The sequence below is a fragment of the Micromonospora sp. KC207 genome (assembly GCF_004348615.1).
In the GTDB taxonomy this organism is placed as follows: domain Bacteria; phylum Actinomycetota; class Actinomycetes; order Mycobacteriales; family Micromonosporaceae; genus Micromonospora.
Genome location: NZ_SMKJ01000066.1, coordinates 1 through 26182 on the forward strand (window position 1 = coordinate 1; position 26182 = coordinate 26182).

Sequence of the window (26182 nt, forward strand, 5' to 3'; positions counted from 1 at the left end):
GGGCGGGACGATCGGAACCAATTGACCGAGGTTGATACACGGGCGTAATGTGATCGATAACATTCGTCATATCGCTCGACACGTCGGCCGGGCTCCGGTCCGTACCCGTCTCCAGGAACAAGTCATGGACGGGCCTGGACAGGCACCTCCCACCACCGCGTACGGGCCTTGCCTGATCGAAGGGGGAGCCAGAAGTGACGCTGCCAGCAGACGCGCTTCCGACATCGGGAACCGGGGACCGTACGCCGCCCGTGCCCCGGCCGGGCATCGTCAAGTGGCTGACGGCCGGGCTCGCGGTGATCCTCGGCCTGGCGATGTCGATCACGACGCAGTACGCGGCGGAGGCTGCGGACAACCCGTACCAGCGGGGTCCGGATCCGACCCTGGCCAGCGTGGCCGCCACCCGGGGGCCGTTCGCCACGGCGCAGGCGACCGTGCCGGCGGGCAACGGCTTCAACGGCGGGTACGTCTACTACCCGACCGACACCAGCCTGGGCACCTGGGGTGCGGTGGCAATCGTCCCCGGCTATTCCGCCCTGTTCGCCGACGAGGAAGCCTGGATGGGGCCCTGGCTGGCGTCCTTCGGATTCGTGGTGCTCGGGATCGAGACCAACAGCCGTACCGATGGTGCCGACGCCCGCGCGACCCAGCTACTCGCGGCGCTGGACTACCTAACCCAGTCCAGCCCGGTGCGTCACCGGGTCGATGCCAACCGGCTGGGCGTCATGGGTCACTCCGCAGGCGGGGCCGGGACCCTCATGGCGGCCCTCCGGCGGCCGTCGCTGAAGTCTGCGGTCGGCCTCGCGCCCGGCGCCCCGGGGAACAGCTTGAACATGTCCACCACCCAGGTCCCCACCATGCTCATTTCGGGGCAGAACGATGGCACGGTCACGCCCTCCTACGTGCAGGGCATCTACAACACGCTGCCCGCAACGGTGGAACATGCCTGGGCGGAGTTGGCCGGCAACGACCACCTCTCCTTCACCAGGCCGAACCCCACCGAGATGCGGATCCTGATTCCCTGGCTCAAGATCTTCCTGGACAACGACACGCGCTACACCCAGTTCCTCTGCCCGCTGGCGGACAGCACGGGCGTTTCGCGGTACAGCGCCACCTGCCCCTTGGTGCCACCGGGTGGGCCGACGGCACCGCCCACCGTCACCCCGCCGCCCCCGACGCCCACGACGCCATCACCGACGACTCCGCCGACCAGCGCCGCCTGCACCGCGACCTACCGCACCGTCAACTCGTGGTCCGGCGGCTTCCAGGGGGAGGTCACGGTGACCGCCGGCAGGGCCGCCATCAACGGGTGGACCGTCCGCTGGGACCTGGGCAACGGCCAGAGCATCAGCCAAGTCTGGAACGGCACCCTGAGCACCAGCGGCTCGACCGCGACCGTACGCAACGTCTCCTACAACGGCTCGCTCGCCCCGGCCGCCTCGACGGGTTTCGGCTTCCTCGGCACCGGAGCGCCAGCCATCCCGCGGCTGACCTGCACCAGCCCGTGACCAGCCACAGACCTTGAGTGGCGGGAAACCCGACCTGCGCCGGCCGCCGGCACGGGAGGGTGACAGATCACCCACCGTCCTGCGACGGTGGCGGCGGCTTCGAGTGAGCGTTCTCCATCGAGCCGGCGCGGCCAACTTCACCAATCCAATGGGAGGAATCCTTGCGAATGAGGGCACGATGGCTCGCGGCGATCGCCGCGCTCGGTGTCGTGGCCGCCGGGGTGGCAACATCGCCCGGTCCGGCCAACGCGGAGTCCAACGGCGGGGTACGGGTGATGCCGCTCGGCGACTCCATCACCGAGGGCACCCAGGTGCCGGGCGGGTACCGCATCGGGCTCTGGCAGCGCCTCGCCAACGGCCGGTACACCGTGGACTTCGTCGGGTCGCAGTTCAACGGGCCGGCCAGCCTGGGTGACCACGACCACCAGGGACATCCCGGCTGGCGCATCGACCAGATCGACGCGAACATCGTGGGCTGGCTGAACACCCAACGGCCGCAGACCGTCCTGCTGCACATCGGTACCAACGACATCCTTCAGAACTACAACGTGAGCACCGCGCCGAATCGGCTCTCCACCCTGATCGACCGGATCACCAACACCGTTCCCACCGCGCAGGTGTTCGTCGCGCAGATCATCCCGCTCTCCAACAGCAACCAGGCGGCGGCCGTGCGCACCTTCAACGCGGCGATCCCCGGCATCGTGCAGAGCAAGGTGAACGCCGGCAAGCGGGTGCACCTGGTCGACATGCACAGCGCCCTCACCACCGCCGACCTGATCGACGGCATCCACCCCACGTCCGGCGGCTACGACAAGATGGCCGCCCGCTGGTACAGCGCGTTGCAGTCGGTACCCGGCAGCATCGGCGACCCGGGCAGCGGTACCGGACAGACCACCGCGATCGTGGGGACCTCGTCCGGCCGGTGCGTCGACGTCCCCGGCTACTCCACCACCAACGGTGTCCAGGTGCAGCTGTGGGACTGCCACGGTGGCACCAACCAGCAGTGGACGTACACGTCCGGCAGGACGCTGACCGTCTACGGCAACAAGTGCCTCGACGCCGCGGGCTACGGCACCTCGCCGGGCACCCAGGTCACCATCTACGACTGCCACGGCGGAACGAACCAGCAGTGGAACGTCAACGCCAACGGCACCATCACCGGAGTGCAGTCCGGCCTCTGCCTGGACCCGTACAACCTCGGCACGAGCAACGGCACGAAGCTCGTCCTCTGGACCTGCACGGGCCAGACGAACCAGCAATGGAGCCGCCGATAGCTCGCACGGTCGCGTCGGCCGGTCCGGCACCGCGGCAGCTCCGCCGGCCGCCCACCCCCGGCGGCGTTTCGAGGGGTACGCCGAAGGCCCGGTCGTCACCTCGCCGCCGGGCCTTGCTCGGACGAAGTGACTAGGAGATCCTGCGGCGGTAGGTCCTCATGGCGAGGACGTACGCCACGAGGAGGATGCCGAGGCACCAGGCGACGGCGGCCCAGATGTCGGTGCCGACCGGCTGCTGTGTGAACAGGTCACGCATCGCGTTGACGATCGACGTCACGGGTTGGTTCTCGGCGAAGGCGCGCACCGGGCCGGGCATGGTGTCGGTGGGCACGAAGGCCGAGCTGATGAAGGGCAGGAAGATGAGCGGGTAGGAGAACGCGCTCGCGCCGTCCGCCGACTTCGCGGTGAGGCCGGGAATGACAGCGATCCACGTCAGCGCGAGGGTGAGCAGGATCAGGATGCCGGCGACCGCGAGCCAGGCCAGCACGCCCGCCCCCGAGCGGAAGCCCATGAGCAGGGCGGCGGCGACGACGACCACGAGCGAGATCAGATTGGCGACCAGCGAGGTCAGCACGTGCGCCCACAGCACGGACGACCGCGCGATCGGCATGGACTGGAACCGTTCGAAGATGCCGCTCTGCATGTCGAGGAAGAGCCGGAACGCGGTGTAGGAGATGCCGGACGCGATCGTGATGAGCAGAATTCCGGGCAGCAGGTAGTTCACGTACGAATCAGACTCGGTGTCGATCGCGCCGCCGAACACGTAGACGAACAGCAGCAGGAACGCGATCGGCATGATCGTGGTCGTGATGATGGTGTCCAGGCTGCGGGTGATGTGGCGCAGGGACCGCCCGAGCAGGACTACGGTGTCGCCGAAGTGGTGCTTGGTCATCGTTGTTCCTCACTGGTCCGTGTCGACGGTGGGCCTTGCCGCGTCGCCGGCCCTACCGTCGGCACCGACGATGGCGAGGAAGACCTCTTCGAGGGTCGGCTGCTTCTCGACGTATTCGACCTTGGCGGGCGGGAGCATCTGCCGGAGTTCGGCCAGGGTGCCGTTCACGATGATCCGACCCTCGTGAAGGATCGCGATCCGGTCGGCGAGCTGCTCGGCCTCGTCCAGATACTGCGTGGTGAGCAGCACCGTCGTGCCCTGCTCGGCGAGTTCCTTGATGGCCTGCCACACGTCGATGCGCGCCTGAGGATCGAGCCCGGTGGTCGGCTCGTCGAGGAAGATCACCGGCGGATTCCCGATCAGGCTCATCGCGATGTCGAGGCGGCGGCGCATGCCACCCGAATACGTCGACACCCTCCTCGCGCCCGCGTCGGTCAGCGAGAAGCGATCGAGCAGGTCATCCGCCGTCCTGCCCGGATTCTTGAGGTGTCGCAACCGGGCGACCAGCACGAGGTTCTCCCGCCCGGTGAGGATCTCGTCGACGGCCGCGAACTGTCCGGTGAGACTGACGGAGCGCCGTACGCCCGCCGCCTGCGTGGCGACGTCGAAGCCGGCGACGTTGGCCGTTCCCGCGTCCGACGCGAGCAGCGTGGACAGGATCTTCACGACCGTGGTCTTGCCCGCCCCGTTCGAGCCGAGCAGGGCGAAGATGCTGCCCCGTGCCACGTCGAAGTTCACGCCACGCAGAACGTGTAGCTGCTGGTACGACTTCTTCAACCCCTGCACGCGGATCGCCGGGACCGGTTGTGCCGTCATCGGGACCTCCCCAGCTTTCCGGTGTCTTCCCCGGCGGCGAGTTCGATGGCGCGGGACAGCCGGTTCTGCTCCCGGGCCACGTACCCGCCCCTCTCGTAGTTGTCGATCAACGCCTCCACGAACTCGGCCGGGTTCTCTCCGACGATTTCGCGAATCGGTGTCCCGTCCGCCGCGGCCCGCTCGAAGAGGTCGGCGACGTCCTCGAACAGCGAAGCCGCGCTGTCACCGTCCAACGGCCCAAAGTGCATCAGGTACCGCTCGATCGCGTCGACCGCCGTGCGATACGCCGGGGGAAGCTGTTTCACGCGCGCCTTGTACGCCCGCCACCGCCGTTTGGGGCCGATCACCTTCGAGATGAGGCCGCCGCTTTCCGTGTCGAACATGGTCATTCGCCTCTCTTGTGGAGCTGTTCGAGTCGTTCGGTGAGGAAGCCCCAGGTCCTCCAGAACTCTGCGAGGTGCTCCTGGCCCTGTGCGTTGAGGGAGTACACCTTGCGCGGGGGCCCCTTCTCGGATGGGACCTTTTCCACGTCGACAAGGCGCTTCTGTTCGACCCTGACGAGCAGGGCGTAGACGGTGCCCTCGGCGATGTCGGAGAAGCCCTGCTCGCGTAGCCACGCCGTGATCTCGTAGCCGTACGCGGGACGCCTGGAAAGGATCGCGAGGACGATGCCCTCCAGCGTGCCCTTGAGCATTTCCGTCATCTGCCTGCCCACGGAACCTCCGGACTACTAAGTGATGCTGACTACCGGTAGATAGTAGCACTGACTAGCGGTCGCGCAAGGGTGCGCGACGTGGATCGACGTGGATCAGTCGGAACTCGTGGACCGGGATCGAAACCCGTCGACGGGTGGAGGTTGAGGTCATGGGAGCGCTCCCGTAACATGTCTGACGCGGCTGTTAACGCTCACATAACAAGATCCCGACAAATGCGTTGGCCGCCATCCCAACAGGAGGGTGCATTATGGCTAGATCCAGAGCGGCAAATGTCGGCGTGGTGTCGGCGGGCGTCGCGTTGCTGGCCTCGGCGACAGTCGCCGTGGCGGTGCCGGCCGGCGCAGCGGCTGCGGGCTGTTCGGTCAACTACACCGTGTCGTCGCAGTGGCAGGGCGGCTTCGGCGCCAACGTGTCGATCACGAACCTGGGCGACGCGTTGACAAGTTGGACCTTGACATGGTCGTTCGGCGCCGGGCAGAGGGTCGACCAGGTGTGGAACGCGACGGTGACGCAGAGCGGTTCGGCGGTGACCGCCAAGAACGTCGGCTACAACGGGTCCATCGCGACCAACGGTACGACCTCGTTCGGCTTCAACGGCTCGTGGACGAGCAGCAACCCGGTGCCGACGAGCTTCGCGCTGAACGGGGTCGCCTGCACCGGCAGCCCGGTGCCGACGACCCCGCCGACCACTTCGCCGACGACCCCGCCGACGACCACTCCGCCGCCGACGACCCCGCCGCCGACCACGTGCAACCTTCCGTCGACGTACCGGTGGTCGTCCACGGGTGTGCTGGCGCAGCCGAGGTCGGGCTGGGTGTCGTTGAAGGACTTCACGGTCGCCCCGTACAACGGCAAGCAGCTCGTCTACGCGACCACGCACGACTACGGCACGTCGTGGGGTTCGATGAACTTCAGTCTGTTCACGAACTGGTCGGAGATGGCCACGGCCAGCCAGAACGCGATGTCCTCCGCCACGGTCGCGCCGTCGCTGTTCTACCACGCCCCGAAGAACATCTGGGTGCTGGCCTACCAGTGGGGCGGGCCGGCGTTCTCCTACCGCACGTCGAGCGACCCCACCAACCCCAACGGGTGGTCCGCGCCGCAGACGCTGTTCTCCGGCAGCATCACCGGCTCCGGCACGGGTCCCATCGACCAGGCCGTCATCGGTGACGACCGGAACATGTACCTGTTCTTCGCCGGGGACAACGGCAAGATCTACCGGGCCAGCATGCCCATCGGGAACTTCCCGGGCAGCTTCGGCTCGTCGTACACCACCATCATGAGCGACACCACGAACAACCTGTTCGAGGCGGTCCAGGTCTACAAGCTCCAGGGCCAGAACCGCTACCTGATGATCGTCGAGGCCATCGGCGCGCAGGGCCGCTACTTCCGCTCGTTCACCGCCACCAGCCTGGACGGCTCGTGGACCCCGCAGGCCGCGACGGAGAGCAACCCCTTCGCCGGCAAGGCCAACAGCGGCGCCACCTGGACCAACGACATCAGCCACGGTGAGCTGCTGCGCACCAGCGCCGACCAGACCATGACCGTCGACCCCTGCAACCTCCAACTGCTCTACCAGGGCCGTTCCCCCAACTCCGGCGGCGACTACGGCCTCCTGCCGTACCGACCGGGCCTGCTGACCCTGCAACGCTGATCACGACCAGGACCGGACGGCACTGAAGCGGCGGGCTCGGCGCACGGCCGAGCCCGCCGCGTCACCGACCGGCTGCCGGAGCCGTGACCGGGCGGCGCGGACCGAAGTGCCGGGCGTACGCGCCGGTGGTGAAGAACGCCGGCAGCTCCTCGCCGAACGCGGTGTCCTCGACGATCCGCGCGGCCCGCTCGGCGCGCTCCCGGTCGTTATCCGCACGTTCGGCCAGCAGCGCGGCCAGTTCCTCCGCGAGGATCGACCGGACCGAATCGTCGGTCACGCAGCCGCCGCCGGCCAGTGGGGTGCTGTGACGCAACCACTGCCAGACCTGGCAGCGGGCGATCTCGGCGGTCGCCGCGTCCTCCATCAGGTTCCACAGGGCCACCGCGCCGACGCCGCCGAGCCAGGCGTCGATGTAGCGCAGCGCGACCGCGATGTTGGAGCGCAGCCCTTCGGCGGTGACTCGACCCGGGGTCTTGTCGACGGCGAGCAGGTCGGCGGCGGCGACGCTGACGTCGTCCCGTAGCCTGTCGAGCTGGTGGGGGCGGTCGCCCAGCACCGCGTCGAACTCCTCGCGGCAGGTGTCGACCAGGCCGGGGTGGGCGACCCACGAGCCGTCGAACCCGTCGCCGGCCTCCCGCCGCTTGTCCGCCCGCACCCGGCCGAGGGCCACCTCGTTGACCTGCGGATCCCGGCTGGGGATGAACGCGGCCATCCCGCCGATGGCGTGCGCGCCCCGCCGGTGGCAGGTCGCCACCAGCAGTTCGGTGTAGGCGCGCATGAACGGCACCGTCATGGTGATGTCGGAGCGGTCCGGCAGGACGAAGTCGGACCACTGCCCGAAGTTCTTGATCAAGCTGAAGATGTAGTCCCACCGTCCGGCGTTCAGGCCCGCCGAGTGCTCACGCAGCTCGTACAGGATCTCCTCCATCTCGAAGGCGGCGGTGATCGTCTCGATGAGAGTGGTGGCCCGGATGGTGCCGCGCGGCAGGCCGAGCCGCTGCTGGGCGAAGACGAAGACGTCGTTCCACAGCCGCGCCTCGCGGTGGCCCTCCAGCTTGGGCAGGTAGAAGTACGGCCCGGCGCCCGAGTCGAGCTGCCGCCGGGCGCAGTGGAACAGGTAGAGCCCGAAGTCGACCAGGCTGGCCGAGATCGGCCGCCCGTCCACCGCGATGCCCTTCTCCACCAGGTGCCAGCCGCGCGGCCGGACGACGATCGTGGCCAGCTCGTCGCCGAGGGCGTACCGCTTGCCGCGCGGGTCGGTGAAGTCGATCCGCCGGTCCAGCGCGTCGATCAGGTTGAGCTGCCCGGCGACGACGTTGTGCCAGGTCGGGGCGGTGGCGTCCTCGAAGTCGGCGAGCCACACCCGGGCACCGGAGTTGAGCGCGTTGACGGTCATCCTGCGGTCGGTCGGTCCGGTGATCTCGACCCGCCGGTCGACCAGGCCGGGCGCGGGCGGGGCCACCCGCCAGGTCGGGTCGGCGCGGATCGCGGCCGTCTCCGGGAGGAAGTCGGGTAGCTGACCGGTGGCGTACCGGTCCCGGCGGGCCCGGCGGGTGTCCAGCAGGGCCACCCGGCGAGCCGCGAACTCGCTGTCCAGCTCGACCAGGAACTCCAGCGCCTCGGGTGTGAGGACCTCGTCGAACCGGTCCGCCATCGGGCCGATGATCTCGTACCTCATGCGAACTGCTCCTCCTCGGTGGAACCGCGCAGCGCGGTGGTCTCGGCGGCCGGGTTGAGCACCGTACTGATCAGGTCGAAGTAGCCGGTGCCCACCTCGCGCTGGTGCCTGACGGCGGTGTAGCCGGCCGGCTCGGCGGCGAACTCCCGCTCCTGCAACGCCACGTAGGCGGACATGCCGTCGGCGGCGTAGCCACGGGCCAGGTCGAACATCGAGTAGTTGAGGGCGTGGAAGCCGGCCAGGGTGATGAACTGGAACTTGTAGCCCATGTGGCCGAGTTCCCGCTGGAACTTGGCGATGGTGGCGTCGTCGAGATGTTTGCGCCAGTTGAACGACGGCGAGCAGTTGTAGGCGAGCAGCTGATCCGGGTACTGGTCCTTGATCGCCTCGGCGAACCGGCGGGCGATCTCCAGGTCCGGGGTGCTGGTCTCCATCCAGAGCAGGTCGGCGTGCGGCGCGTAGGACAGGCCGCGGGCGACGCACGGCTCGATCCCGTTGCGCACCCGGTAGAAGCCCTCGGCGGTCCGCTCACCGGTGACGAAGGGCCGGTCCCGCTCGTCGACGTCAGTGGTGAGCAGCGTGGCGGCCTGCGCGTCGGTGCGGGCGATGACCACCGACGGCACCCCGGCGACATCGGCGGCGAGCCGCGCCGCCTCCAGCGTACGGATGTGCTGGCCGGTGGGGACGAGCACCTTCCCGCCGAGGTGGCCGCACTTCTTCTCGGCGGCGAGCTGGTCTTCCCAGTGCACGCCGGCCGCGCCGGCCGCGATCATCGCGGTCATCAGCTCGTAGGCGTTGAGCGGCCCGCCGAAGCCGGCCTCGGCGTCGGCGACGATCGGTGCCAGCCAGTCTGTTCCGCCCTCGCCGCCCTCGGCGGTGGTGATCTGGGCGGCGCGCAGCAGGGCGTTGTTGATCCGGCGGACCACCGCAGGCACCGAGTTGGCCGGGTAGAGGCTCTGGTCGGGGTAGGTGTGCCCGGCGAGGTTGGCATCCGCGGCCACCTGCCAGCCGGAGAGGTAGATGGCCTTGAGCCCGCCCCGGACCATCTGCACGGCCTGGTTGCCGGTGAGCGCGCCCAGGGCGTGCAGGTAGTCCTCGCTGTGCAGCAGCCGCCACAACCGCTGGGCGCCGTGCCGGGCCAGGGTGTGTTCCTCCTGGATCACCCCGCGCAGGCGGATCACGTCCTCCGCGCGGTAGCTGCGCCGCACTCCCCGCCAACGGGGGTCGGTCTCCCACTCGGTACGCAGTTGCTCGACGGCGTTCTGCATGATGTCGTCCCCTCGACTTTCGGTGACGCCGGCGCTGCGTCGTGCCGTGGCGGCGTGAACGCGACGCCGGAGCGGCGTGTCGCCAACGGTCACACGGCGGTGGCGGCGGGGTCGAGAGACGGAAGAAGCCAAGTTCTGAGAAGTTCACACCCCCCTTTTGCGAAGTTGTGAACGGGTATATTTGCACCCTGCCAACGGTGCTGGGCTGCCCAAAGACCAGCGAGGAGGTGGGGGCGATCACCAAGACCTTCGCGGGTGCGCGGCTGCGCCGGATGCGCGAGGACCGGGCGCTGAGCCAGTCGCGCCTGGCCCGCCTGCTGAACATCTCGCCCAGCTACCTCAACCAGATCGAACACGATTCGCGCCCGCTGACCGTGCCGGTGCTGATGCGCATCACCGAGGTGTTCGGCGTCGATCCGACCGTCTTCGCCCCGCGGGACACACCGCGACTGGTCGCCGGGTTGCGTGAGGCGCTCCCGGGCCGACCGAGCGTCGCCGATCTCACCGAGCTGGCCACCCGGCTGCCCGAGGTCGCGGAGGCCGTCCTCGATCTGCACCGTCGGTACCGGCAGGCGGACGAGCAGCTCGCCGAGCTGCTGGGCGATCGGGAGACGGTCGGCCGCAGCCCGCACGACCGGGTGACCGAGTTCTTCTACCGGCGGCAGAACTACCTGCCGGACCTGGACGAGGCGGCAGAGCGGCTGGCCGCGACCATCGGGCTGCGCCGTGGCGAGGTCCGGTCCGCCCTACAGGACCGACTCGCCCAGCGGCATGCCGTCCACGTCCGCCGCGACGACGCCGCCCTGCTCGGCGACGAGCTGCACCGTTACCGTCCGCAGACGCGCACCCTGCACCTGTCGACGTCGCTGCGGGCCGGGCAGGAGGCCATGCGGATGGCGGCGCAGATCGCGCTGCTGGAGTTCGCCGACGTGATCGACGAGATCGTGGAGGAGGAGCGGTTCGACGACGTCCAGACCCAGATCCTCACCCGGGTCGGCCTCGCGAACTACTTCGCCGCCGCGCTGATCCTGCCCTACGAGCGTTTTCTCGCCGCGGCGGAGCAGCACCGGTACGACATCGACCTGCTCACCCAGCACTTCGCGATGGGCTGGGAGACGGTGTGCCACCGGCTCAGCACGCTGCAACGGCCCCGGGCGCGTGGGGTGCCGTTCTCGTTCGTCCGGGTCGACCGCGCGGGCAACATGTCCAAGCGGCAGTCCGCCTCTGGCTTCCCGTTCTCGCTGACCGGCGGCACCTGTCCGCTGTGGAACGTATACGAGGCGTTCAGCTCGCCGGGCCGGGTCGTGGTGCAGGTCGCCGAGATGCCCGACGGCCAGCGCTACCTGTGGATCGCCCGGACCATCACCCGCCACCACGGCGGCTACAACCAACCCGGCAAGGTCTACGCGATCGGGCTCGGCTGCGAGACCCGGCACGCCGACCGGCTGGTCTACTCCGCCGGTATCGACCTGTACGCGGCCGACGCCACCACGTCGATCGGCCCCGGCTGCAAGACCTGCGAGCGGATGACCTGCCCGCAGCGCGCCGCCGCGCCGATCAGCGGCCAGCTCGACCTGGACGAGAACCGCAGCACGTTCATCCCGTACCCGTTGAAGGACTGAACGCGCCGGCGGCCCGGGGCCCGTGCGCGACCCGCACCCCCGGCGGACCCACGCCCCGACCGTCGTGCCTGGCCGAGCGGCCGGGCTTGGCCTGTCCGGCCGATGAGTTTGCGATGCTGCCCCGGTCCATCTGTCGGCATCACCTGACCCGAAGGGGGCACTCCGATGGCAAAGGTCATCTCCACGCTGTTCATCTCGGCCGACGGGGTCGCCGAGATTGACCCCGACTGGCACCTTCCGTACTTCGACGAGGACATGGGTCGCGCCGTCAGCGAGGACTACGACAGCGCCGACGTGTTGCTCATCGGACGCCCGACCTATGACAGCTTCGCCGGAGCCTGGCCCGACCGCGAGGCCCAGGGCGGGGACGACGCGCCGTTCGCCAAGCAACTCGGTGACGTGCGGAAGGTGGTCGTCTCCCGCCAGTCGCTGGAGTTCTCCTGGCGCAACTCCGAGCTGATCAAGGGCGACCTCCTCGATGCCGTCGCCTCGCTCAAGGCCGATGCCGGCAGCAGGGGCATCCTCATTCCGGGATCGATCTCCGTGGTGCAGCAGTTGCTCGCCGCGGGGCTGGTCGACGAGCTGCGTCTGCTGGTGCATCCGGTGGCGGCGCGCAAGGGGCGCAAGCTGTTCGACGACGGCGACGCGCCGTACCACCTGCGAGTGACGGCGACGGAGGTGTTCCCGACGGGCGTGATCCGGGTGATCTACGCGCCGGTCGCGGCACCCGGGAAGGTCGGCTACGACGACGTCAAGGACCAGGTGCCCCGAGGGGAGTAGTCGCCCTTGCCGCAGCCGGCTTCCACCGGGTCAGCGGCTCCGGCGGCCCGGGTACGCCGACCGGGCGGGCCTTCCGGTGCCGCGCCCGGCGGCCGGCCGGTCGGCCCGTGGCGCGTGCGGCGAGCGCCGGTCGGCGAGGTTCCAGTGCCGGCGCTCGTAGAGTGCGATCCCGGCGCAGACGGAGACGTTGAGCGACTCCGCCGCCGGGTTGATGGGGATCGACACCGAGTGGCTGGCGATGCTCTCGAAGGAACGTGACGTGCCGGTCTTCTCGCTGCCGAGCAGGAGGGCGAGCTGCTCGTCGGCGTCGCGCAGCTCGCTGACCGCGAGGTCGCCCTCGGTGTCGAAGGCGACCAGCGGGATGCCGGTGCGCCGGAGGTGGGCGATGGCGTCGGCCCGGGACGCGAGCACGATCGGCAGCGAGAAGACGTAGCCTCGGCTGGCCCGGACCAGGCGTCGGTCCGCGATGGTGGCGAGGTCACTGTCCACGAGCACGATGCCGGCGGCACCGAGCGCGAAGGACGTACGCACGATGGCACCGATGTTACCGACGATCTTCACGCCGTCCAAGACGATGATGTCGCCGGTCGTGCGGGCCAGCTCGTCGAAGCTCCACGGCCTCGGGACCCGGGCTATCCCGAATGCCTTGGGCTTCTTGTCCGTCTTGAACAGGTCATTCATGATCGGGGACCCGACCAGGCGGACCGGGATGTCCCGCTGCTGGCAGGCGGCGAGCACCTCGCTCGGGAGAGGGCTGGTCTCCACCCCGTAGACCTCGATGAACTCCAGCCCCGCGCGCATGCCCTCCACGAGCGGCTCGGCATCCTCGATGAGCACGGTGCGGACAACGGACCGCGAGTGCTTGGTGACGTCGATGATTCGCTGCACGGCCGGATCCGACCGTTCGGTGATGACATCGAGGCTTGGCACGAAATCGACCCTAACAGAGGCGTGGTGGGCTCCCGTCCCGACGGGCGGGCTGCTTGCGGCGGCCCCGGGTCACCGCTAACGTGCAACCACATGGTTGTAGGAGTGATGGCCGAGGAGGATGCCGACCGGATCTTCCACGCCCTCGCGGACGGCACCCGGCGCGACATCATCGCACGGGTGATTCGCCACGCGGAGTCCGTTTCGGCGCTCGCCCGGCACTATCCGATGAGCTTCGCGGCGGTGCAGAAGCACATCGCGGTGCTCGAAAGGGCCTCGCTCGTCACCAAGGAGCGGCGGGGCAGGGAGCAGATCGTGCACGCGGACATGGCCGTGCTCCGCCGGACAGCCCGGCTCCTGGGCGCGTACGAGGAGATCTGGCGGGAACGTGTGGCCCGCATCGATCGGCTACTCGCGGAAGACTGAGAAGAAGGGAAACCGAACCATGCCCGTGACGAGCACCCAGAAGGACATCGAGGCGTTGACGCTGACCCTCGTCGCCGAGTTCGACGCCGCAATCGAGCGTGTCTGGCAGGTGTGGGCGGACGCGCGCCAGCTGGAGCGGTGGTGGGGGCCGCCGACCTGGCCGGCAACGTTCGAGCAGCACGAATTCGTGGTGGGGGGCTGGTCCCACTACTACATGACCGGCCCGGAAGGCGAGAAGGCGCGTGGTTGGTGGCGGATCACGGCGCTCGACGCGCCGCACCGGCTGGAGTTCGACGACGGCTTCTCGGACGAGAACGCCAACCCGACCGACGCCGACCGGCCGACGCGTGCCGTCGTCACGCTGGAGGCGGACGGTGGCCGTACGCGGATGAAGCTGGTCAGCCGGTTCGTGGACGCCGAGCAGCTTGAGCAGATGGTGAACATGGGCATGGAAGAGGGCCTGCGCGAGGCCGTGGGCCAGATCGACGGCCTGCTCGCCGGGACGTCACGCTGACCCGCCCGGCGACGCGTACCGCGCCGCCAGGTGGATCAGCCCGGCGGCTGGCCGCGCCGCATCCTGACCGGCCTGGTCGCCTGCTTCGACACGCAGGCCGGCAGCCCCACCGTGCTGCGCGCGGCGCGCTGCCGGTAGGCGCTGGGCGGCATGCCGACCAGCTCGGTGAAGCGGGTGCTGAAGGTGCCCAGTGACGCACAGCCGACCGCGAAACAGACCTCGGTGACGCTGAGGTCGCCGCGACGTAGCAGCGCCATCGCGCGCTCGATGCGCCTTGTCATCAGATAGGAGTACGGCGACTCGCCGTAGGCGAGCCGGAACTGGCGGCTGAGGTGCCCGGCCGACATGTTTGCGCCCCGGGCGAGCGCCTCGACGTCCAGCGGCTGCGCGTACTCGCGGTCGATCCGGTCGCGGACCCGCCGCAGCCGCGCGAGGTCGCGTAGCCGCTGGGATTCGGCGGAACTGCTGGTCACCCCAGGGATCATGCCATCCCGCGTCGATTGCCTCCCCACGACGGAAGGAGACGCCCGGGCGGAGGCGGCTGGGGCGCGGTGGGAACCGAGGACCGCCGGCCAGAGCGCGACTCTGCGCGCTGGCGTCGTCGCCCTCGCTCACCGTGCCACACCCGTAGCGCGGGGTCCCCTCAGCTCCGCAGCGTCCACTGTTGGTTGGCCTGGCCGTTGCAGGACCAGAGAATGACCCTGGTGCCGTTGGCGGTGCCTGCGGCGTTGGCGTCCAGGCAGAGCCCGGACTGGGCGTTGGTGATGGTGCCGTTGGCGTTGACGTTCCACTGCTGGTTCGCGCCGCCGTGGCAGTCCCAGATGATCACCTGGGTGCCGTTGCTGGTGCCCGCGCCGCTGGCGTCGAGGCACTTGCTGCCGTACACCTGGAGTTGCCTGCTCGCGGTGCGGGTCCAGCGTTGGGCGGTGCCGCCGGTGCAGTCCCACAGCTGCGTCTGGACGCCGTTGGTGGTGCTGGCGTTCGGCACCTCCAGGCAGCGGCCCGACTGGTTCCCTACCACCGCGACCCCGGCCGTCGGCGGCGGTGTCGTCAGCGACGGTGTCGGCGTGGTGGGGGCGCCGTCGAGGCCGAGGAAGGAGATGGCGTACGCGATCTGACCGGCCTGCGGCAGCTCGTGTCCCACCCCGCTGATGCTGACGCCCTCGATCGTCGCCCGGGTGCCGCTGTCGCCGTACCGGGTACGGGTCCAGTTCGACTGCGGGCGGTCGGTGAACACCGGGGTCTGGCTCAGCCCGTGCAGGTTGGTCCACTGCTTGATCTCTTCGCCGAAGTTCACGTACGACAGCGTGGTGTCGGTGGTCCCGTGCCAGAACTGCATCCGGGGATACCGGCCGGTGTAGCCGGGATACATCGCGCGGGCGGCGTCGCCCCACTGCTGGGCGGTCTTGGTGAGCTGGCCGCCGGCGCACTGGCTGTTCCAGGTGTTGGTGCTGCTACCGGTCGCGAAACAGGTGGCGGGCACCCCGCTGAACGCCGATCCTGCGGCGAACACGTCCGGGTACTGCGCCGCCATCACGTTGGTCATCATCGCCCCGGAGGAGAACCCGCTGACGTACACCCGGGCCGGGTCGACGTCGTGCCGCTGCCTGGCATAGTTGACCATGGAGATGATGCCGTCCGAGTCGCTTCCGCCGCCGCGCCGCAGCCCCTGTGGCGAGTACACGTCGAAGCACTTGCTGCTCCGGGTGACCTCCGGCAGCACGATGACGTAGCCGTACCGGTCGGCGGCGGTGACGTAGTCGCGACCGTTGCCGTTGAAGATCGTTGGCCCGGATCCGCCGCAGTAGTGGATCAGCACCAGCAACGCCGGCTTCGGCGCGACGTTGTCGGGCACGTAGAGGTACATGTTGAGGTTGCTCGGGTTGTTGCCGAAGTTGGTGACCTGGGTAAGCGATGCCGCCGCGGCCGGCTGTGCCGTCATCAGCACCGTCATGGCGAGCAGTGGCACGACCGCGGCGGCCGCCACCGCCCTGAGTAGACGCTTCACGGGCATGGTCTCCGATCTGGGTACGGGTTGTCGGCGACGTCGCCGAGGATGGTGGTGTGGGCCCGGCCCGGCGGTGCGCCGGGCCGGTGTCTACTCGCCGAGGGTGGCGAGGGGACGGGTTCGCACGCGATACGTCCCTGCCTGTGGAACCTGGCGGTCAGTACGGGTAGCCGGGCACGTTGAGCCGCACGCTGTACAGGCCGGAGTCGTTCCTCGGGCCCGAGGTGACGTAGAGGGTCCGCCGGTCGGTCCCGCCGAACGCCACGTTGGTCGTGCCGGAGGAGGCGGCCCGGATCGTGCCGAGTTGGGTGCCCGTGGGGGAGTAGACGTGGACCAGGCCGTCGAAGCCCGACGCCCAGTACACGTTCCCGGCGCAGTCGATCGTGGCGCCGTCCGGGCCACCGACGTAGTTGACGAACACGCTGCGGGAGCCGGTGCCGCCGTCGGCCCGGACGGCGTACCGGTAGATCTTGTTCTCGCCGTAGGCGCCCACGTAGAGGGTGGTGCCGTCCGGGGAGAGCGCGATGCCGTTGGGCTGTCGCAGCGTGTCGTCCACCAGCGACACCTGGCCGCCCGAGACGCGGAACACGCTGGTACGCCCGTTCATCTGGTCCGGGCGACCGCCGCGCTGGAAGTTGGGGTCGGTGAAGTAGACGACGCCGTCCGAGCGGATTGCCACGTCGTTCGGCGAGTTGAACGCCCGGCCCTGGTAGCCGGAGGCGACGACACCACGGGTCAGGTCGTCGATCCGGTACGACGAGACGCTGCGCCGGTCGTGCGTGGCGGCGACGAGCTGCTGCGCGTCGGGGCTGAGCGCGAGCCCGTTGCTGCCCGAGTCGGCGATGAACGCGTCGAAGGTCGCCGGTGGCGTGAACCGCCGGATCGTCGACGGCTGGACGTTCTCCGGCCCGGTGGCCGCGCCCATGTCGGACATCAGCAGGTAGCCCCGGTCGGCGAGCCAGACGGGCCCTTCGAGGAACGAGAACCCACTGCGGATCTTCGTGGCCGCGACCGACGTGGCCGGCAGGGGCGGGCCGTGGCCAGCGCCGGACGGGCATACGCCGGGTGGAGCCCCGGGCGGCCCCGCCAGGGTGCCGATGGCCCGATCGGCCCCGATGTGATCGTTAACACCGTGGGCCGGAACGACCCGTGGGGGCGAGGCGGCGGCGCCCACCGGGACGGCGGCGGGCAGGGCGAGGCAGAGGCTGGCCAGTGCGGTGGCGGTGGCACGTAGGGGCATGGGGGCTCCGATCGGCGAGCGGGCCTGCCGTCGTTGGCGGTTGCGGGGTGGTGCGGTGACGGCTCTGGTCGGAATGACGAAGTATTGGGCAGCATAAGTGAGGAGCCGTCGGACCGCATGGGTTCCGCACCGCTGATTTGCGCGATGGTCCGGAAACTACTTGTTAAGACGCTCGTCGATTCGATCAGATGGTGGACCGGCCGTGGACTCCAGGCGACGGTCTGCGTCATGTGAGCGATCCTCATGGCTTTTGGGCCCGGCGTGGCGGTCTGCGCAGCACGGCGTCGCCAGTCGGATCGGCCGTGGCTCTGCGTGTCGGCAGCGCAACCCCCGCCCCAGGGGATCGAGTCGGGGGCGAGGGTCGGTCACCCCGATCCACCTGCGGCGACCGGCCGTGCGGGGTATCGCTGCCGGCGGCGGGGTCCGCCGCCCTTGAACCCGGCGAAACAGTCCAGTAACATCGCTTGTCTTCGATGTTTCTCATCGGAGGTGATCGAAGTCCGCGCGCCGCAGTGCCTCTCGCGTCGGGATGTTAGCGCTAACAAATCCATACTGATAGGAGCTGATCGATGGGTTCGCTCGCGTCTGCCCGGCCGATCGGAGTGGCGTCCCAGCCGCCCCGCCGCCGGAGGTGGTTGGTGGCACTGGTGGCGATGGTGACCGCGTTGGCCGGTGGTCTGGCCGTCGTGGTTGCTCCGCCAGTGGCGTCGGCGGCGACCGTGGATACCAGCGCCTGGTATGTGCTGGTGAATCGCAACAGTGGCAAGGCGTTGGATGTGTACAACCAGGCTACGGGCGACGGGGCGCGAATCACGCAGTGGACGCGTAACGACGGGGCGTGGCAGCAGTGGCAGTTCGTGGATTCTGGTGGTGGGTACTACCGGTTGCGGTCGAGGCATTCCGGCAAGGTGCTGGACGTGTACAACTTTTCGACGGCCGATGGTGCGTCGATTGTGCAGTGGAGTGACGGCAACGGGACGAATCAGCAGTTCCGGTTGGCTGATTCGGCCGGTGGCTACGTGCGGTTGATCAACCGGAACAGCAACAAGGCCGTGGAGGTGCAGAACGCGTCGACGGCTGATGGTGGAAACATCGTGCAGTACAGCGACTGGGGTGGCAACAACCAGCAGTGGCAGCTCGTGCCCATCGGCGGCACCACCCCCACCACGCCGCCGCCCAGCGGAGGGCAGTTCACGAACCCGGTGGTGTGGCAGGACTTCGCCGACGGCGACATCATCCGCGTGGGCGACGCCTACTACTACTCGGCCTCGACGATGCACTACTCCCCGGGCGCGCCGATCCTGCGCTCCTACGACCTGGTGAACTGGGAGTATGCCGGCCACTCGGTGCCGAACCTGGACTTCGGGTCCAACGCCTACAACCTCACCGGCGGGCGGGCCTACGTCAAGGGGATCTGGGCGTCGGCGTTCAACTACCGGCCGAGCAACAGCACCTACTACTGGGTCGGCTGCGTCGAGTTCAACCGCACGTACGTGTACACGTCGGCGGCCGTGGACGGCAACTGGCAGAAGCGCGCACAGATCAACAACTGCTACTACGACGCGGGCCTGCTGATCGACGACAACGACACGATGTACGTGGCGTACGGCAACGGGAACATCAGCGTGGCGCAGCTGTCGGCGGACGGGCTGTCCCAGGTCCGCACGCAGCAGGTCTTCTCCACGCCGGCCAGCGTCGGCACGCTGGAGGGCGCGCGTTTCTACAAGCGCAACGGCAGCTACTACATCTGGCTGACCCGCCCGGCCAACGGCCAGTACGTGCTGAAGTCCAGCTCGCCGTTCGGGCCGTACGAAATGCGTCAGGTGCTGTTGGACCTGCCCGGGCCGATCTCCGGTGGCGGGGTCCCGCACCAGGGCGGCCTGGTGCAGACCCAGAACGGCGACTGGTACTACATGGCGTTCACCGACGCCTACCCGGGTGGCCGGATGCCGACCCTGGCACCCATCACCTGGACCGCCGACGGATGGCCGGTCGTCCAGACCGTCAACGGACGGTGGGGGGTCAACTACCCCAAGCCGAACATCACCACGTCCCGGACGGTGCAGCCGATGATTGGTCCGGAAACCTTCACCGGGCCCACCCTCGGGCACCGGTGGGAGTGGAACCACAACCCGGACACCGGCAGGTACAGCGTCAACAACGGGCTGCGGTTGCAGACCGCGACGGTGACGAACGACCTCTACTCGGCCCGGAACACCGTCACCCACCGCATCCAGGGCCCCAGCTCCACCGGGACAATCGAACTCGACTACTCGACCATGGCCAACGGTGACCGAGCCGGGCTCGCCATGCTGCGCGACTCGTCGGCATGGATCGGCGTCAAACGCGACAACGGCACGACCAGGGTGGTGATGACAAACGGCCTCACCATGAGCACCGGGAGCTGGAACACCGTCGGAACCGGCGTCGAGCAGGCGAGTGCCAACATCTCGGGCGGCCGGATCTGGCTACGGATCAACGCCGACATCCGGCCCGGCTCCGGGCGACAGGCCCGCTTCTCGTACAGCACCGACGGGGTGAACTTCACCGTCCTCGGGCCGGCGTTCACGTTGAACAGCGACTGGCAGTTCTTCATGGGCTACCGGTTCGGGATCTTCAACTACGCCACCCAGGCGCTCGGCGGCGCCGTCACCGTCCGGCGCTTCGACATCGCCACTCCCTAGCACCGACCGCGACTCCGTCCGTCGCGCGGCCCGGTGGCGATGCACCGCCGGGCCGCGCGACGTTCCACCTGAAACAGCCTGATCGCTTCGTGGGTTCCACAACTGGCCATGGAGTCGAACCCGTTTCACCCGTTCGAACATCACGAAGGCCCGAAGGCCTGCTCCTCCGCGCCACTACCTATTGCGTCAATGGCTGGAATGGGCTGCCACGTACCCTGCGGTTGTCGGTCAGGCGCTCGCGGAATCGACGTTCGGGGCTCGCTCATCTACCCTCAGTGCACATCCGGTCTTCTTTCGTGGGCCGGCGTCGGTTCGGCAGCCATGAGTGTCGTGGTCTCCCCCGCCATAGTGTGACCAACAATGGCCGTGTTCGAAGGGATCGAAGCGTTGACGAGCGAGAAGGTGGCGCCGCCGGGCGTCGACACCACCCGGCCCAGCATCGCCCGGGTCTACGACTACTACCTCGGCGGCAAGGACAACTTCGCAGTCGACCGGCAGGCCGCCCAGATGGCGATGCAGGTGACGCCGGACGGCCAGGAGGCAGGTCATGCCTGCCGTGCCTTCCTCCGTCGCGCCGTCCGGTACCTGGCCGCCGAAGCCGGCATCCGGCAGTTCCTCGACCTCGGCTCCGGGCTGCCCACCCAGGGCAACGTGCACGAGATCGCCCACGGGGTGGACCCGGATGCCCGGGTGGTCTACGTGGACAACGACCCCATGGCCCTCGCGCACGGTCGGGCTCTGCTCTCGGACGCCCGGACCACCACCGTGATCGGGGCCGACGTCCGGCAGCCGGAGGAACTGCTGGAACAGCTCAACGAACAGAAGTTGATCGACTTCGACCAGCCGGTCGGGTTGCTGCTCCTGGCGATACTGCACCATTTGAACGACGACGACGACCCGCTGGGCGTCGCCCGGCGGCTCATCGCCGCCCTGCCCTCCGGCAGCTACCTGGCCATCTCGCACTTCCACGATCCGGGCGAGGCCCAGCCGGAGGTCTCGCAGCGGGCGCGGGCGGTGGAGAAGGTCTTCAACGAGACGCTCGGCACCGGCCGATGGCGCACCCGTGAGGAGATCATGGGCTTCTTCGGCGACCTGGAGCTGCTGCCGCCCGGCCTGGTCCCGCTGGCGGAGTGGCATCCGGACGCCGAGGAGATCCCTCGGCAGACCACCACCTACCACACCATCGTCGGCGGGGTGGCTCGCAAGCCCTGAGGCCCGGCTGGGGCCGGCCAGTGGCGGCAGGCGCTGTAGTCAGGTGATGTCCGGCCCCACCTGGTCGATTCAGGCTTCGCGGGTGGAGGGTCTTCCCCGCTCGCGATCTTCGACGCGATTCGAGGGCTGTGCCGGGCCTCCGGCGCCGCCACGCTGACGGCGTACGTCGCCGACGCGTCCGCCGCGCCGGAGAAGCTGCACCGGCGCGTGCTCGACCTGCTGCCCGGCTGGACCGGCGTGGCCGCGCCCGACGAGTACGTCGCCTGCGCGGCGGCCCCGCCCGCCGGCACCGGCCCCGACGCCTGGCGGGATGTGCCCGTCGTCGCGCACGGATCGGGGCACCCGACATGAGAAGCGCAGGAGGCCAGCGCCGTGGCGACAACTGCCGCGCGGTCACGACGATTGATAGTGTGCGGTGGGCCGTTCGATGCCTGAGAAGTGGGGCCGTGACGGGATGGTAGGGGGCAACGTCGTCGTCACCGGCATCGGTGCCGTCACGCCGCTCGGCCTCGACCGAAACAGCACCTGGCACGGCCTGCTGGCCGGCAAGTCCGGTGTCGGCGCGATCACCGCGTTCGACGCCGGTGACCTTCTTACCCGGATCGCCGCCGAGGTGCGGGGCTTCGACCCTGCGGCCCACTTCACCCCGGAGCGGGCCCGCCGGATGGCGCGGTTCAGCCAATTCGCGGTCGTTGCCGCCCGGGAGGCGGTCGCCGACGCACGCCTGACCGTCGACCCCGAAACGCCGACCGGATCGGCGTGGTGGTGAACGCGGCGGTCGCCGGCTTCGACACCGTCGAGGCGGCCACCCGCCGGCTCGTCTCGCCCGTGCCGTCCGCGCCCAGCGCCCAGTTCGTGCCGTCCTCCCTGACCAACATGCCGGCCTGCGAGATCGCCATCGACCTCGGCGCGCACGGGCCGGTCAACGCCAATGCGCTGGCCTGCGCCAGCGGCGCGCCCGCCCCGGGCGGCGCGCCCGCCGCCGCCGCGATCCGGCAGGCCATGAGGCCAGGAAGCTGCCCGTGCGGACTGCCCTCACCAACGCCTTCGGCTTCGGCGGGCAGAACTGCGTCGCCGTCTTCACCGAGCCACCGTCCTGAGGAGAGCCCTGATGATCGCCGAGTTCCGGATGAGGCGAACCGACCACCCGACTCCCCCGCAGAAGCGGAAGGCGATTCTCGCCGATCCCGGGTTCGGCCGACACTTCACCGATCACATGGTCACCGTGGCGTGGACGCCGGACGCGGGCTGGCACGACCACCAGGTCACCGCGCTGGCCCCGTTCACCCTGCACCCCGGCGCGGCCGTCCTGCACTACGCGCAGGAGATCCTCGAAGGGCTCAAGGCGTTCCGGCGCGCCGACGGCAGCGTGTGGCTGTTCCGGCCCGACCTCAACGCGCGCCGGTTCGCCGCGTCCGCCAACCGGATGGTCCTGCCCGAGCTGGACGAGGCGACCTTCATCGAGAGCGTGGCCGCGCTGGTCCGCGCCGACGAGGCCTGGGTGCCCCCGTACGGCGGGGAGCAGAGCCTGTACCTGCGCCCGTTCATGTTCGCCTCGGAGGCGTTCCTCGGCGTGCGCCCGGCGCAGCAGGTCACCTACTGCGTGATCGCCTGCCCGGCCGGGTCGTACTTCCCGAACGGCGTCACGGGCGTGACGCTGTGGATCTCCACGAAGTACAGCCGAGCGTCGATCGGCGGCACCGGGGCGGCCAAGTGCGGCGGCAACTACGCCGCCAGCCTGGCCCCCCAGCGCGAGGCGCTGGGGCACGGCTGCGAGCAGGTGCTCTACCTGGGCGGCGAGCAGCGGCGCGACATCGACGAGTCGGGCACCATGAACGTGTTCTTCGTGACCCGCGACCAGCAGCTCCTCACCCCGAGCCTGGGCACCATCCTGGACGGGGTGACCCGTGACAGCGTGCTGGCGCTCGCCTCCGAGCACGGCCTCGACCCGGTGGAGCGGTCGATCGGCATGGACGAGATCCGCGACGGGCTCGCCGACGGGACCGTCACGGAGGCGTTCGCGGCCGGCACCGCCGCCGTGATCACCCCGATCATCGGGTTCAGGAGCGAGGAGTTCTCCGCCCCGGTCGGCGACGGCGCCCCCGGCAAGTACACCCGGCAGTTCCGCACCCACCTGCTGGACATCCAGTACGGCCGGGCCGAGGACACCCACGGCTGGATGCACCGGGTCCTGTAGTGGGCACACCGATCGCCGTGGTCGGGATGGCCGTCCGCGCGCCGGGCGGCGTGGCCGACCTCGACGCGTACTGATCGGCCATCCTGCACGCCCGGGACCTCGCCGGCGACCTGCCGGCCGACCGGCGTGCCGCGTTCGGCGGCGAGTGGGACGGCATGGTCACCCGGGGCGGGTACCTGGACGGGGCGTTCGACTTCGACCCACCTCGGCGGCGACGCGCAGGACGCCGGGCTCGGCCGGATCCAGGAAGCTGATGCTGCTGTTGGCCAGCGCCATCGCGGGCGTCGGGCTGAGCAGCACGTTCACCGCGACGAAGCCGGCCAGGTCTATCGCCCAGAACATGGCCGGCCCGGAAAGCGCCCCGTCCAGTCGGCGTTCGAGCCCGTCCGGGCCGGCGGCGCAGATGACCCGGCAACCGTCGATCGCCTCCACCCGGAGCCGGTCGGCGTCGGGCAGGACCTCGGCGAGCCACGCCCGCGTCTCGTCGATGGCCATCACCGGTTGCCGACGCATGGCGACACTGAAAGCTGTGATCGATCTCTTCCCGTAGGGTGAGGTGATGCGGGAGAGGGCGGTCCTGATCGTCGGCTACGACGAGGCGGAACTCATCGACATCGCCTGCGTCAGCTCCAGTTTCGACATCGCCAACCGCATCGGCGCGGACCCGCCGTACCGGATCATGCTGGCCACGCCGGGCGGGCACAACATCACCTGCGACTCGGGGCTGCGGCTGCACGCCCAGGAGACGCTGGAGCGGTTCAACGCCCCGCTCGACACGCTGGTCGTCTCCGGCGGCCTGGGTCACGCGCGGGCGGCGGCCAACCCGCACGTGACCGGCCACGTGCGACGGCTGGCGGCGCTGGCCCGCCGGGTCGCGTCGGTCTGCACCGGGGCGACCGTGCTGGCCGAGGCCGGCCTGCTGGCCAACCGCCGAGCCACCAGCCACTGGATGTACGCCGAACAGCTCGCCCGCAGCTACCCCGACGTCGCCGTCGACCCGGAGCCGATCTACATCCGCGACGGCAACGTCTCCACCTCCGGCGGCGTCACCAGCGCCCTTGACCTCACCCTGGCCTTCATCGAGGAGGATCACGGCATGGCGCTGGCGCGCGGCGTCGCGCTGGGCGTGGTCGCCTATCTGCAACGCCCCGGCACCCAGGCACAACTGAGCATGTTCCTGGCCCGGTGCTCGACCGACGACCTCGTCGTGCGCCGGGCCCGCAACCACATCGCCAGCCACCTCGCCGACGATCTGAGCACCGCTGCCCTGGCCCGGCTCGCCGGGGTCAGCGAGCGGCAGTTGTCCCGACTCTTCCTCGCCCACGCCCACGCCACGCCCGCCCAGTACGTGCGCCGGGCGCGCACGGAGGCCGCCGCGCACCTGCTGACGTCGACCGCGCTTGCCCTGTCCGCGGTCGCGCGGCGGTGCGGTTTCGGCTCCACCGAGTCGCTGCGGCAGGCGTTCCTCGCCCACTACTCGGTGCCCCCGTCGCGCTTCCGCGCCGAGCGCCGGTCGGCGGCGTCTCCGCCCGGTGACGTCGTCGCCCGGGACGGGGTCGGGCAGCGACCCGTGCGCCTGTAACCCTCCAAGATGGGTCAGGCCTGGGTGCCCGCGACCCGGCGGACCGCGCTCGGCCCGACGACGCACCTGCTGGTACGCCCGGGTCAGCCCCATCACCCGGCGGGCCTCGACCAGGATGCGTCGCACCTCGGTCAGCCCCATCACCCGGGCGGGGGTGGGTGCGTCGCCGGCGCGGCACCCACCGGGAAACCGACGGCAGGATCGACCGCCTCGACGAAGAGGTACGCGGGCGGGCCAGGCCTTCGCGGTGGACCGCCGCGCCGCCGTCCGTGCGCCCGTCGCGCTGGCATACTCGCCGACCATGGTGCTGTCGCGTGGCTGGGCGATCTTCCTCGTCGGGGTCGGCGGGTGGACCTGGGTCATCTGGCCCCGGTTCGCCGTCGCCATCTGGAACGACCCCCGCGCCTGGGTGGGCGGCGTCGTCGGCGAGGGGACGCCCACCGGGTTCCTCTGGATCCATGCCCTGCTGATCGCGGCGTCCCTGGCGATCGGCAGCGCCGTGGGTATGCTCGGCGTACGGGGCTGGCGCGCCGCCCGCAGCAGGCAGTGATCCCCTGAGCTGCGGGGATCTCCGGCCGTAAATGGTGTGACGCGGCCCGCTACCCCCCGATTTGACGTCGAAACCCCGGGACGCGTAACTTTCTCTCTGCCAGCGCGGAACGGACGAAACAGGGCGAAAGCCCTGAAGGCCGGAGCGCCAGCTATATGCCAGGCGTCGGGGATCACGATCCCAGGGGGTCCGGTACCGGGCGGGGCCGCCGGATCGCCGCAGGGCGATTTGGAGCGACGAAACCGACCGGGTAAGGTAGGCGATCGGCGGGGAACCGGGCGAGTTCGTGGGGGACCACGACGGCCGGCCTGCCAAATCCGATGGTCACGCACGGTGGTTCGCTGCTTCGTGCGATCATCGGCGCGATATCCGTACGAAGCATGACAGGCCGGGACGCACGGTTTGACACGGCAGAGACGGTGAGGTAACGTAGTAAAAGTGCCCGGTGCGAGAGTGTGGCGGGTGTAGGGTTTGTGGATGCCCCGGACGGGGCCCTCGTGTTGGGGGTTTCGGATGGTGTGTGGTTGTTCTTTGAGAACTCAACAGGGTGCTTGATAAGCCAGTGCCAATTAGTTTTTTGACCCCGTGCTGGCCGAGCTTTTGCTTGGTTGGTGGGGATTCCTTTGGCAACACT

25 protein-coding genes are annotated in these 26182 nt (G+C 69.5%); 14 read left to right on the top strand and 11 right to left on the bottom strand.

Annotation, left to right across the window (positions count from 1 at the left end; all coding sequences use genetic code 11):
- Positions 1-251 precede the first annotated feature (251 nt).
- Together E1258_RS11140 and E1258_RS11145 are read left to right on the top strand one after the other, a co-directional pair.
- Positions 252-1508 carry a cellulose binding domain-containing protein gene (locus tag E1258_RS11140; RefSeq protein ID WP_132399348.1) on the top strand — a complete coding sequence of 419 codons (1257 nt, stop codon included), beginning with the start codon at positions 252-254 and terminating at the stop codon, positions 1506-1508.
- A gap of 167 nt (positions 1509-1675) precedes the next feature.
- Entirely contained in the window at positions 1676-2782 is a 1107-nt protein-coding gene (locus E1258_RS11145) for a ricin-type beta-trefoil lectin domain protein (protein ID WP_243715348.1), read from the top strand.
- 130 nt (positions 2783-2912) lie between these two features.
- Here the strand turns inward: E1258_RS11145 and E1258_RS11150 are convergent, their stop codons facing one another.
- From E1258_RS11150 to E1258_RS11165, 4 genes are read right to left on the bottom strand one after another with little or no spacing between them, the layout of a single operon-like run.
- The gene (locus E1258_RS11150) at positions 2913-3674 is read right to left on the bottom strand and encodes an ABC transporter permease (RefSeq protein WP_132399310.1); all 762 of its coding nucleotides are present in this window, start codon (positions 3672-3674) and stop codon (positions 2913-2915) included.
- 9 nt (positions 3675-3683) lie between these two features.
- Positions 3684-4490 carry an ABC transporter ATP-binding protein gene (locus E1258_RS11155; RefSeq protein WP_132399312.1) on the bottom strand — a complete coding sequence of 269 codons (807 nt, stop codon included), beginning with the start codon at positions 4488-4490 and terminating at the stop codon, positions 3684-3686.
- The gene (locus E1258_RS11160) at positions 4487-4879 is read right to left on the bottom strand and encodes a DUF1048 domain-containing protein (RefSeq protein WP_007073481.1); all 393 of its coding nucleotides are present in this window, start codon (positions 4877-4879) and stop codon (positions 4487-4489) included. The genes E1258_RS11155 and E1258_RS11160 overlap by 4 nt, the downstream gene beginning before the upstream one ends.
- Complete coding sequence (locus E1258_RS11165; RefSeq protein WP_132399314.1) at positions 4876-5205, bottom strand: PadR family transcriptional regulator; 330 nt, start codon at positions 5203-5205, stop codon at positions 4876-4878. The genes E1258_RS11160 and E1258_RS11165 overlap by 4 nt, the downstream gene beginning before the upstream one ends.
- A 248-nt stretch (positions 5206-5453) precedes the next feature.
- On the opposite strand from E1258_RS11165, the gene E1258_RS11170 reads away from it, so the two are divergent.
- On the top strand, positions 5454-6860 hold the full coding sequence (locus E1258_RS11170) for a non-reducing end alpha-L-arabinofuranosidase family hydrolase (protein ID WP_132399316.1): 1407 nt from the start codon (positions 5454-5456) through the stop codon (positions 6858-6860).
- Positions 6861-6921: 61 nt separating this feature from the next.
- On the opposite strand, the gene aceB is transcribed toward E1258_RS11170, so the two are convergent.
- Both aceB and aceA read right to left on the bottom strand, forming a co-directional pair.
- Complete coding sequence (gene aceB / locus E1258_RS11175) at positions 6922-8538, bottom strand: malate synthase A (RefSeq protein ID WP_132399318.1); 1617 nt, start codon at positions 8536-8538, stop codon at positions 6922-6924.
- Positions 8535-9806, bottom strand: coding sequence for an isocitrate lyase (gene aceA / locus E1258_RS11180; RefSeq protein ID WP_132399320.1), 1272 nt, complete (start codon positions 9804-9806; stop codon positions 8535-8537). The genes aceB and aceA overlap by 4 nt, the downstream gene beginning before the upstream one ends.
- A gap of 197 nt (positions 9807-10003) precedes the next feature.
- Between aceA and E1258_RS11185 the strand changes: the two genes are divergently transcribed.
- Both E1258_RS11185 and E1258_RS11190 read left to right on the top strand, forming a co-directional pair.
- Positions 10004-11428 carry a short-chain fatty acyl-CoA regulator family protein gene (locus E1258_RS11185; protein WP_232290148.1) on the top strand — a complete coding sequence of 475 codons (1425 nt, stop codon included), beginning with the start codon at positions 10004-10006 and terminating at the stop codon, positions 11426-11428.
- Positions 11429-11593: 165 nt separating this feature from the next.
- On the top strand, positions 11594-12208 hold the full coding sequence (locus E1258_RS11190) for a dihydrofolate reductase family protein (RefSeq protein WP_132399322.1): 615 nt from the start codon (positions 11594-11596) through the stop codon (positions 12206-12208).
- A gap of 30 nt (positions 12209-12238) precedes the next feature.
- Here the strand turns inward: E1258_RS11190 and nshR are convergent, their stop codons facing one another.
- A complete protein-coding gene (gene nshR / locus E1258_RS11195; protein WP_132399324.1) occupies positions 12239-13138 on the bottom strand; it encodes an NshR/TsnR family 23S rRNA methyltransferase in 900 nt (299 codons plus the stop codon).
- Positions 13139-13228: 90 nt separating this feature from the next.
- Here nshR and E1258_RS11200 point away from each other — a divergent pair, with 90 nt between their 5' ends.
- Complete coding sequence (locus E1258_RS11200; RefSeq protein ID WP_132399326.1) at positions 13229-13561, top strand: helix-turn-helix domain-containing protein; 333 nt, start codon at positions 13229-13231, stop codon at positions 13559-13561.
- Positions 13562-13580: 19 nt separating this feature from the next.
- Positions 13581-14075 carry an SRPBCC domain-containing protein gene (locus E1258_RS11205; RefSeq protein ID WP_132399328.1) on the top strand — a complete coding sequence of 165 codons (495 nt, stop codon included), beginning with the start codon at positions 13581-13583 and terminating at the stop codon, positions 14073-14075.
- A 35-nt stretch (positions 14076-14110) separates the two neighbouring features.
- Here E1258_RS11205 and E1258_RS11210 read toward each other — a convergent pair whose 3' ends face one another.
- From E1258_RS11210 to E1258_RS11220, 3 genes are all read right to left on the bottom strand, one after another.
- A complete protein-coding gene (locus E1258_RS11210; RefSeq protein WP_132399330.1) occupies positions 14111-14548 on the bottom strand; it encodes a helix-turn-helix transcriptional regulator in 438 nt (145 codons plus the stop codon).
- Positions 14549-14718: 170 nt separating this feature from the next.
- Positions 14719-16089 (bottom strand): PHB depolymerase family esterase, encoded by a 1371-nt coding sequence (locus E1258_RS11215; RefSeq protein WP_132399332.1) that lies wholly within the window; start codon positions 16087-16089, stop codon positions 14719-14721.
- Between the two features lie 151 nt (positions 16090-16240).
- Complete coding sequence (locus tag E1258_RS11220) at positions 16241-17323, bottom strand: SMP-30/gluconolactonase/LRE family protein (RefSeq protein ID WP_132399334.1); 1083 nt, start codon at positions 17321-17323, stop codon at positions 16241-16243.
- 653 nt (positions 17324-17976) lie between these two features.
- Here E1258_RS11220 and E1258_RS11225 point away from each other — a divergent pair.
- The 5 genes from E1258_RS11225 to E1258_RS11240 all read left to right on the top strand — a co-directional run bounded on the left by E1258_RS11225 (position 17977) and on the right by E1258_RS11240 (position 23416).
- Positions 17977-20007 carry a family 43 glycosylhydrolase gene (locus E1258_RS11225; protein ID WP_243715351.1) on the top strand — a complete coding sequence of 677 codons (2031 nt, stop codon included), beginning with the start codon at positions 17977-17979 and terminating at the stop codon, positions 20005-20007.
- A 387-nt stretch (positions 20008-20394) separates the two neighbouring features.
- On the top strand, positions 20395-21219 hold the full coding sequence (locus E1258_RS11230) for an SAM-dependent methyltransferase (protein WP_132399338.1): 825 nt from the start codon (positions 20395-20397) through the stop codon (positions 21217-21219).
- 207 nt (positions 21220-21426) lie between these two features.
- Complete coding sequence (locus E1258_RS33240) at positions 21427-21570, top strand: hypothetical protein (RefSeq protein ID WP_165949722.1); 144 nt, start codon at positions 21427-21429, stop codon at positions 21568-21570.
- 76 nt (positions 21571-21646) lie between these two features.
- Positions 21647-21988 carry a beta-ketoacyl synthase N-terminal-like domain-containing protein gene (locus E1258_RS34600; RefSeq protein WP_243715350.1) on the top strand — a complete coding sequence of 114 codons (342 nt, stop codon included), beginning with the start codon at positions 21647-21649 and terminating at the stop codon, positions 21986-21988.
- A gap of 342 nt (positions 21989-22330) precedes the next feature.
- Positions 22331-23416, top strand: coding sequence for a branched-chain amino acid aminotransferase (locus E1258_RS11240; RefSeq protein ID WP_132399340.1), 1086 nt, complete (start codon positions 22331-22333; stop codon positions 23414-23416).
- Between the two features lie 159 nt (positions 23417-23575).
- Here E1258_RS11240 and E1258_RS11245 read toward each other — a convergent pair whose 3' ends face one another.
- On the bottom strand, positions 23576-23929 hold the full coding sequence (locus tag E1258_RS11245; protein WP_132399342.1) for a hypothetical protein: 354 nt from the start codon (positions 23927-23929) through the stop codon (positions 23576-23578).
- 46 nt (positions 23930-23975) lie between these two features.
- Between E1258_RS11245 and E1258_RS11250 the strand changes: the two genes are divergently transcribed.
- Together E1258_RS11250 and E1258_RS11255 are read left to right on the top strand one after the other, a co-directional pair.
- The gene (locus tag E1258_RS11250; protein ID WP_132399344.1) at positions 23976-24998 is read left to right on the top strand and encodes a GlxA family transcriptional regulator; all 1023 of its coding nucleotides are present in this window, start codon (positions 23976-23978) and stop codon (positions 24996-24998) included.
- 301 nt (positions 24999-25299) lie between these two features.
- Positions 25300-25548 (top strand): SCO4848 family membrane protein, encoded by a 249-nt coding sequence (locus E1258_RS11255; protein ID WP_132399346.1) that lies wholly within the window; start codon positions 25300-25302, stop codon positions 25546-25548.
- Positions 25549-26182 lie beyond the last annotated feature (634 nt).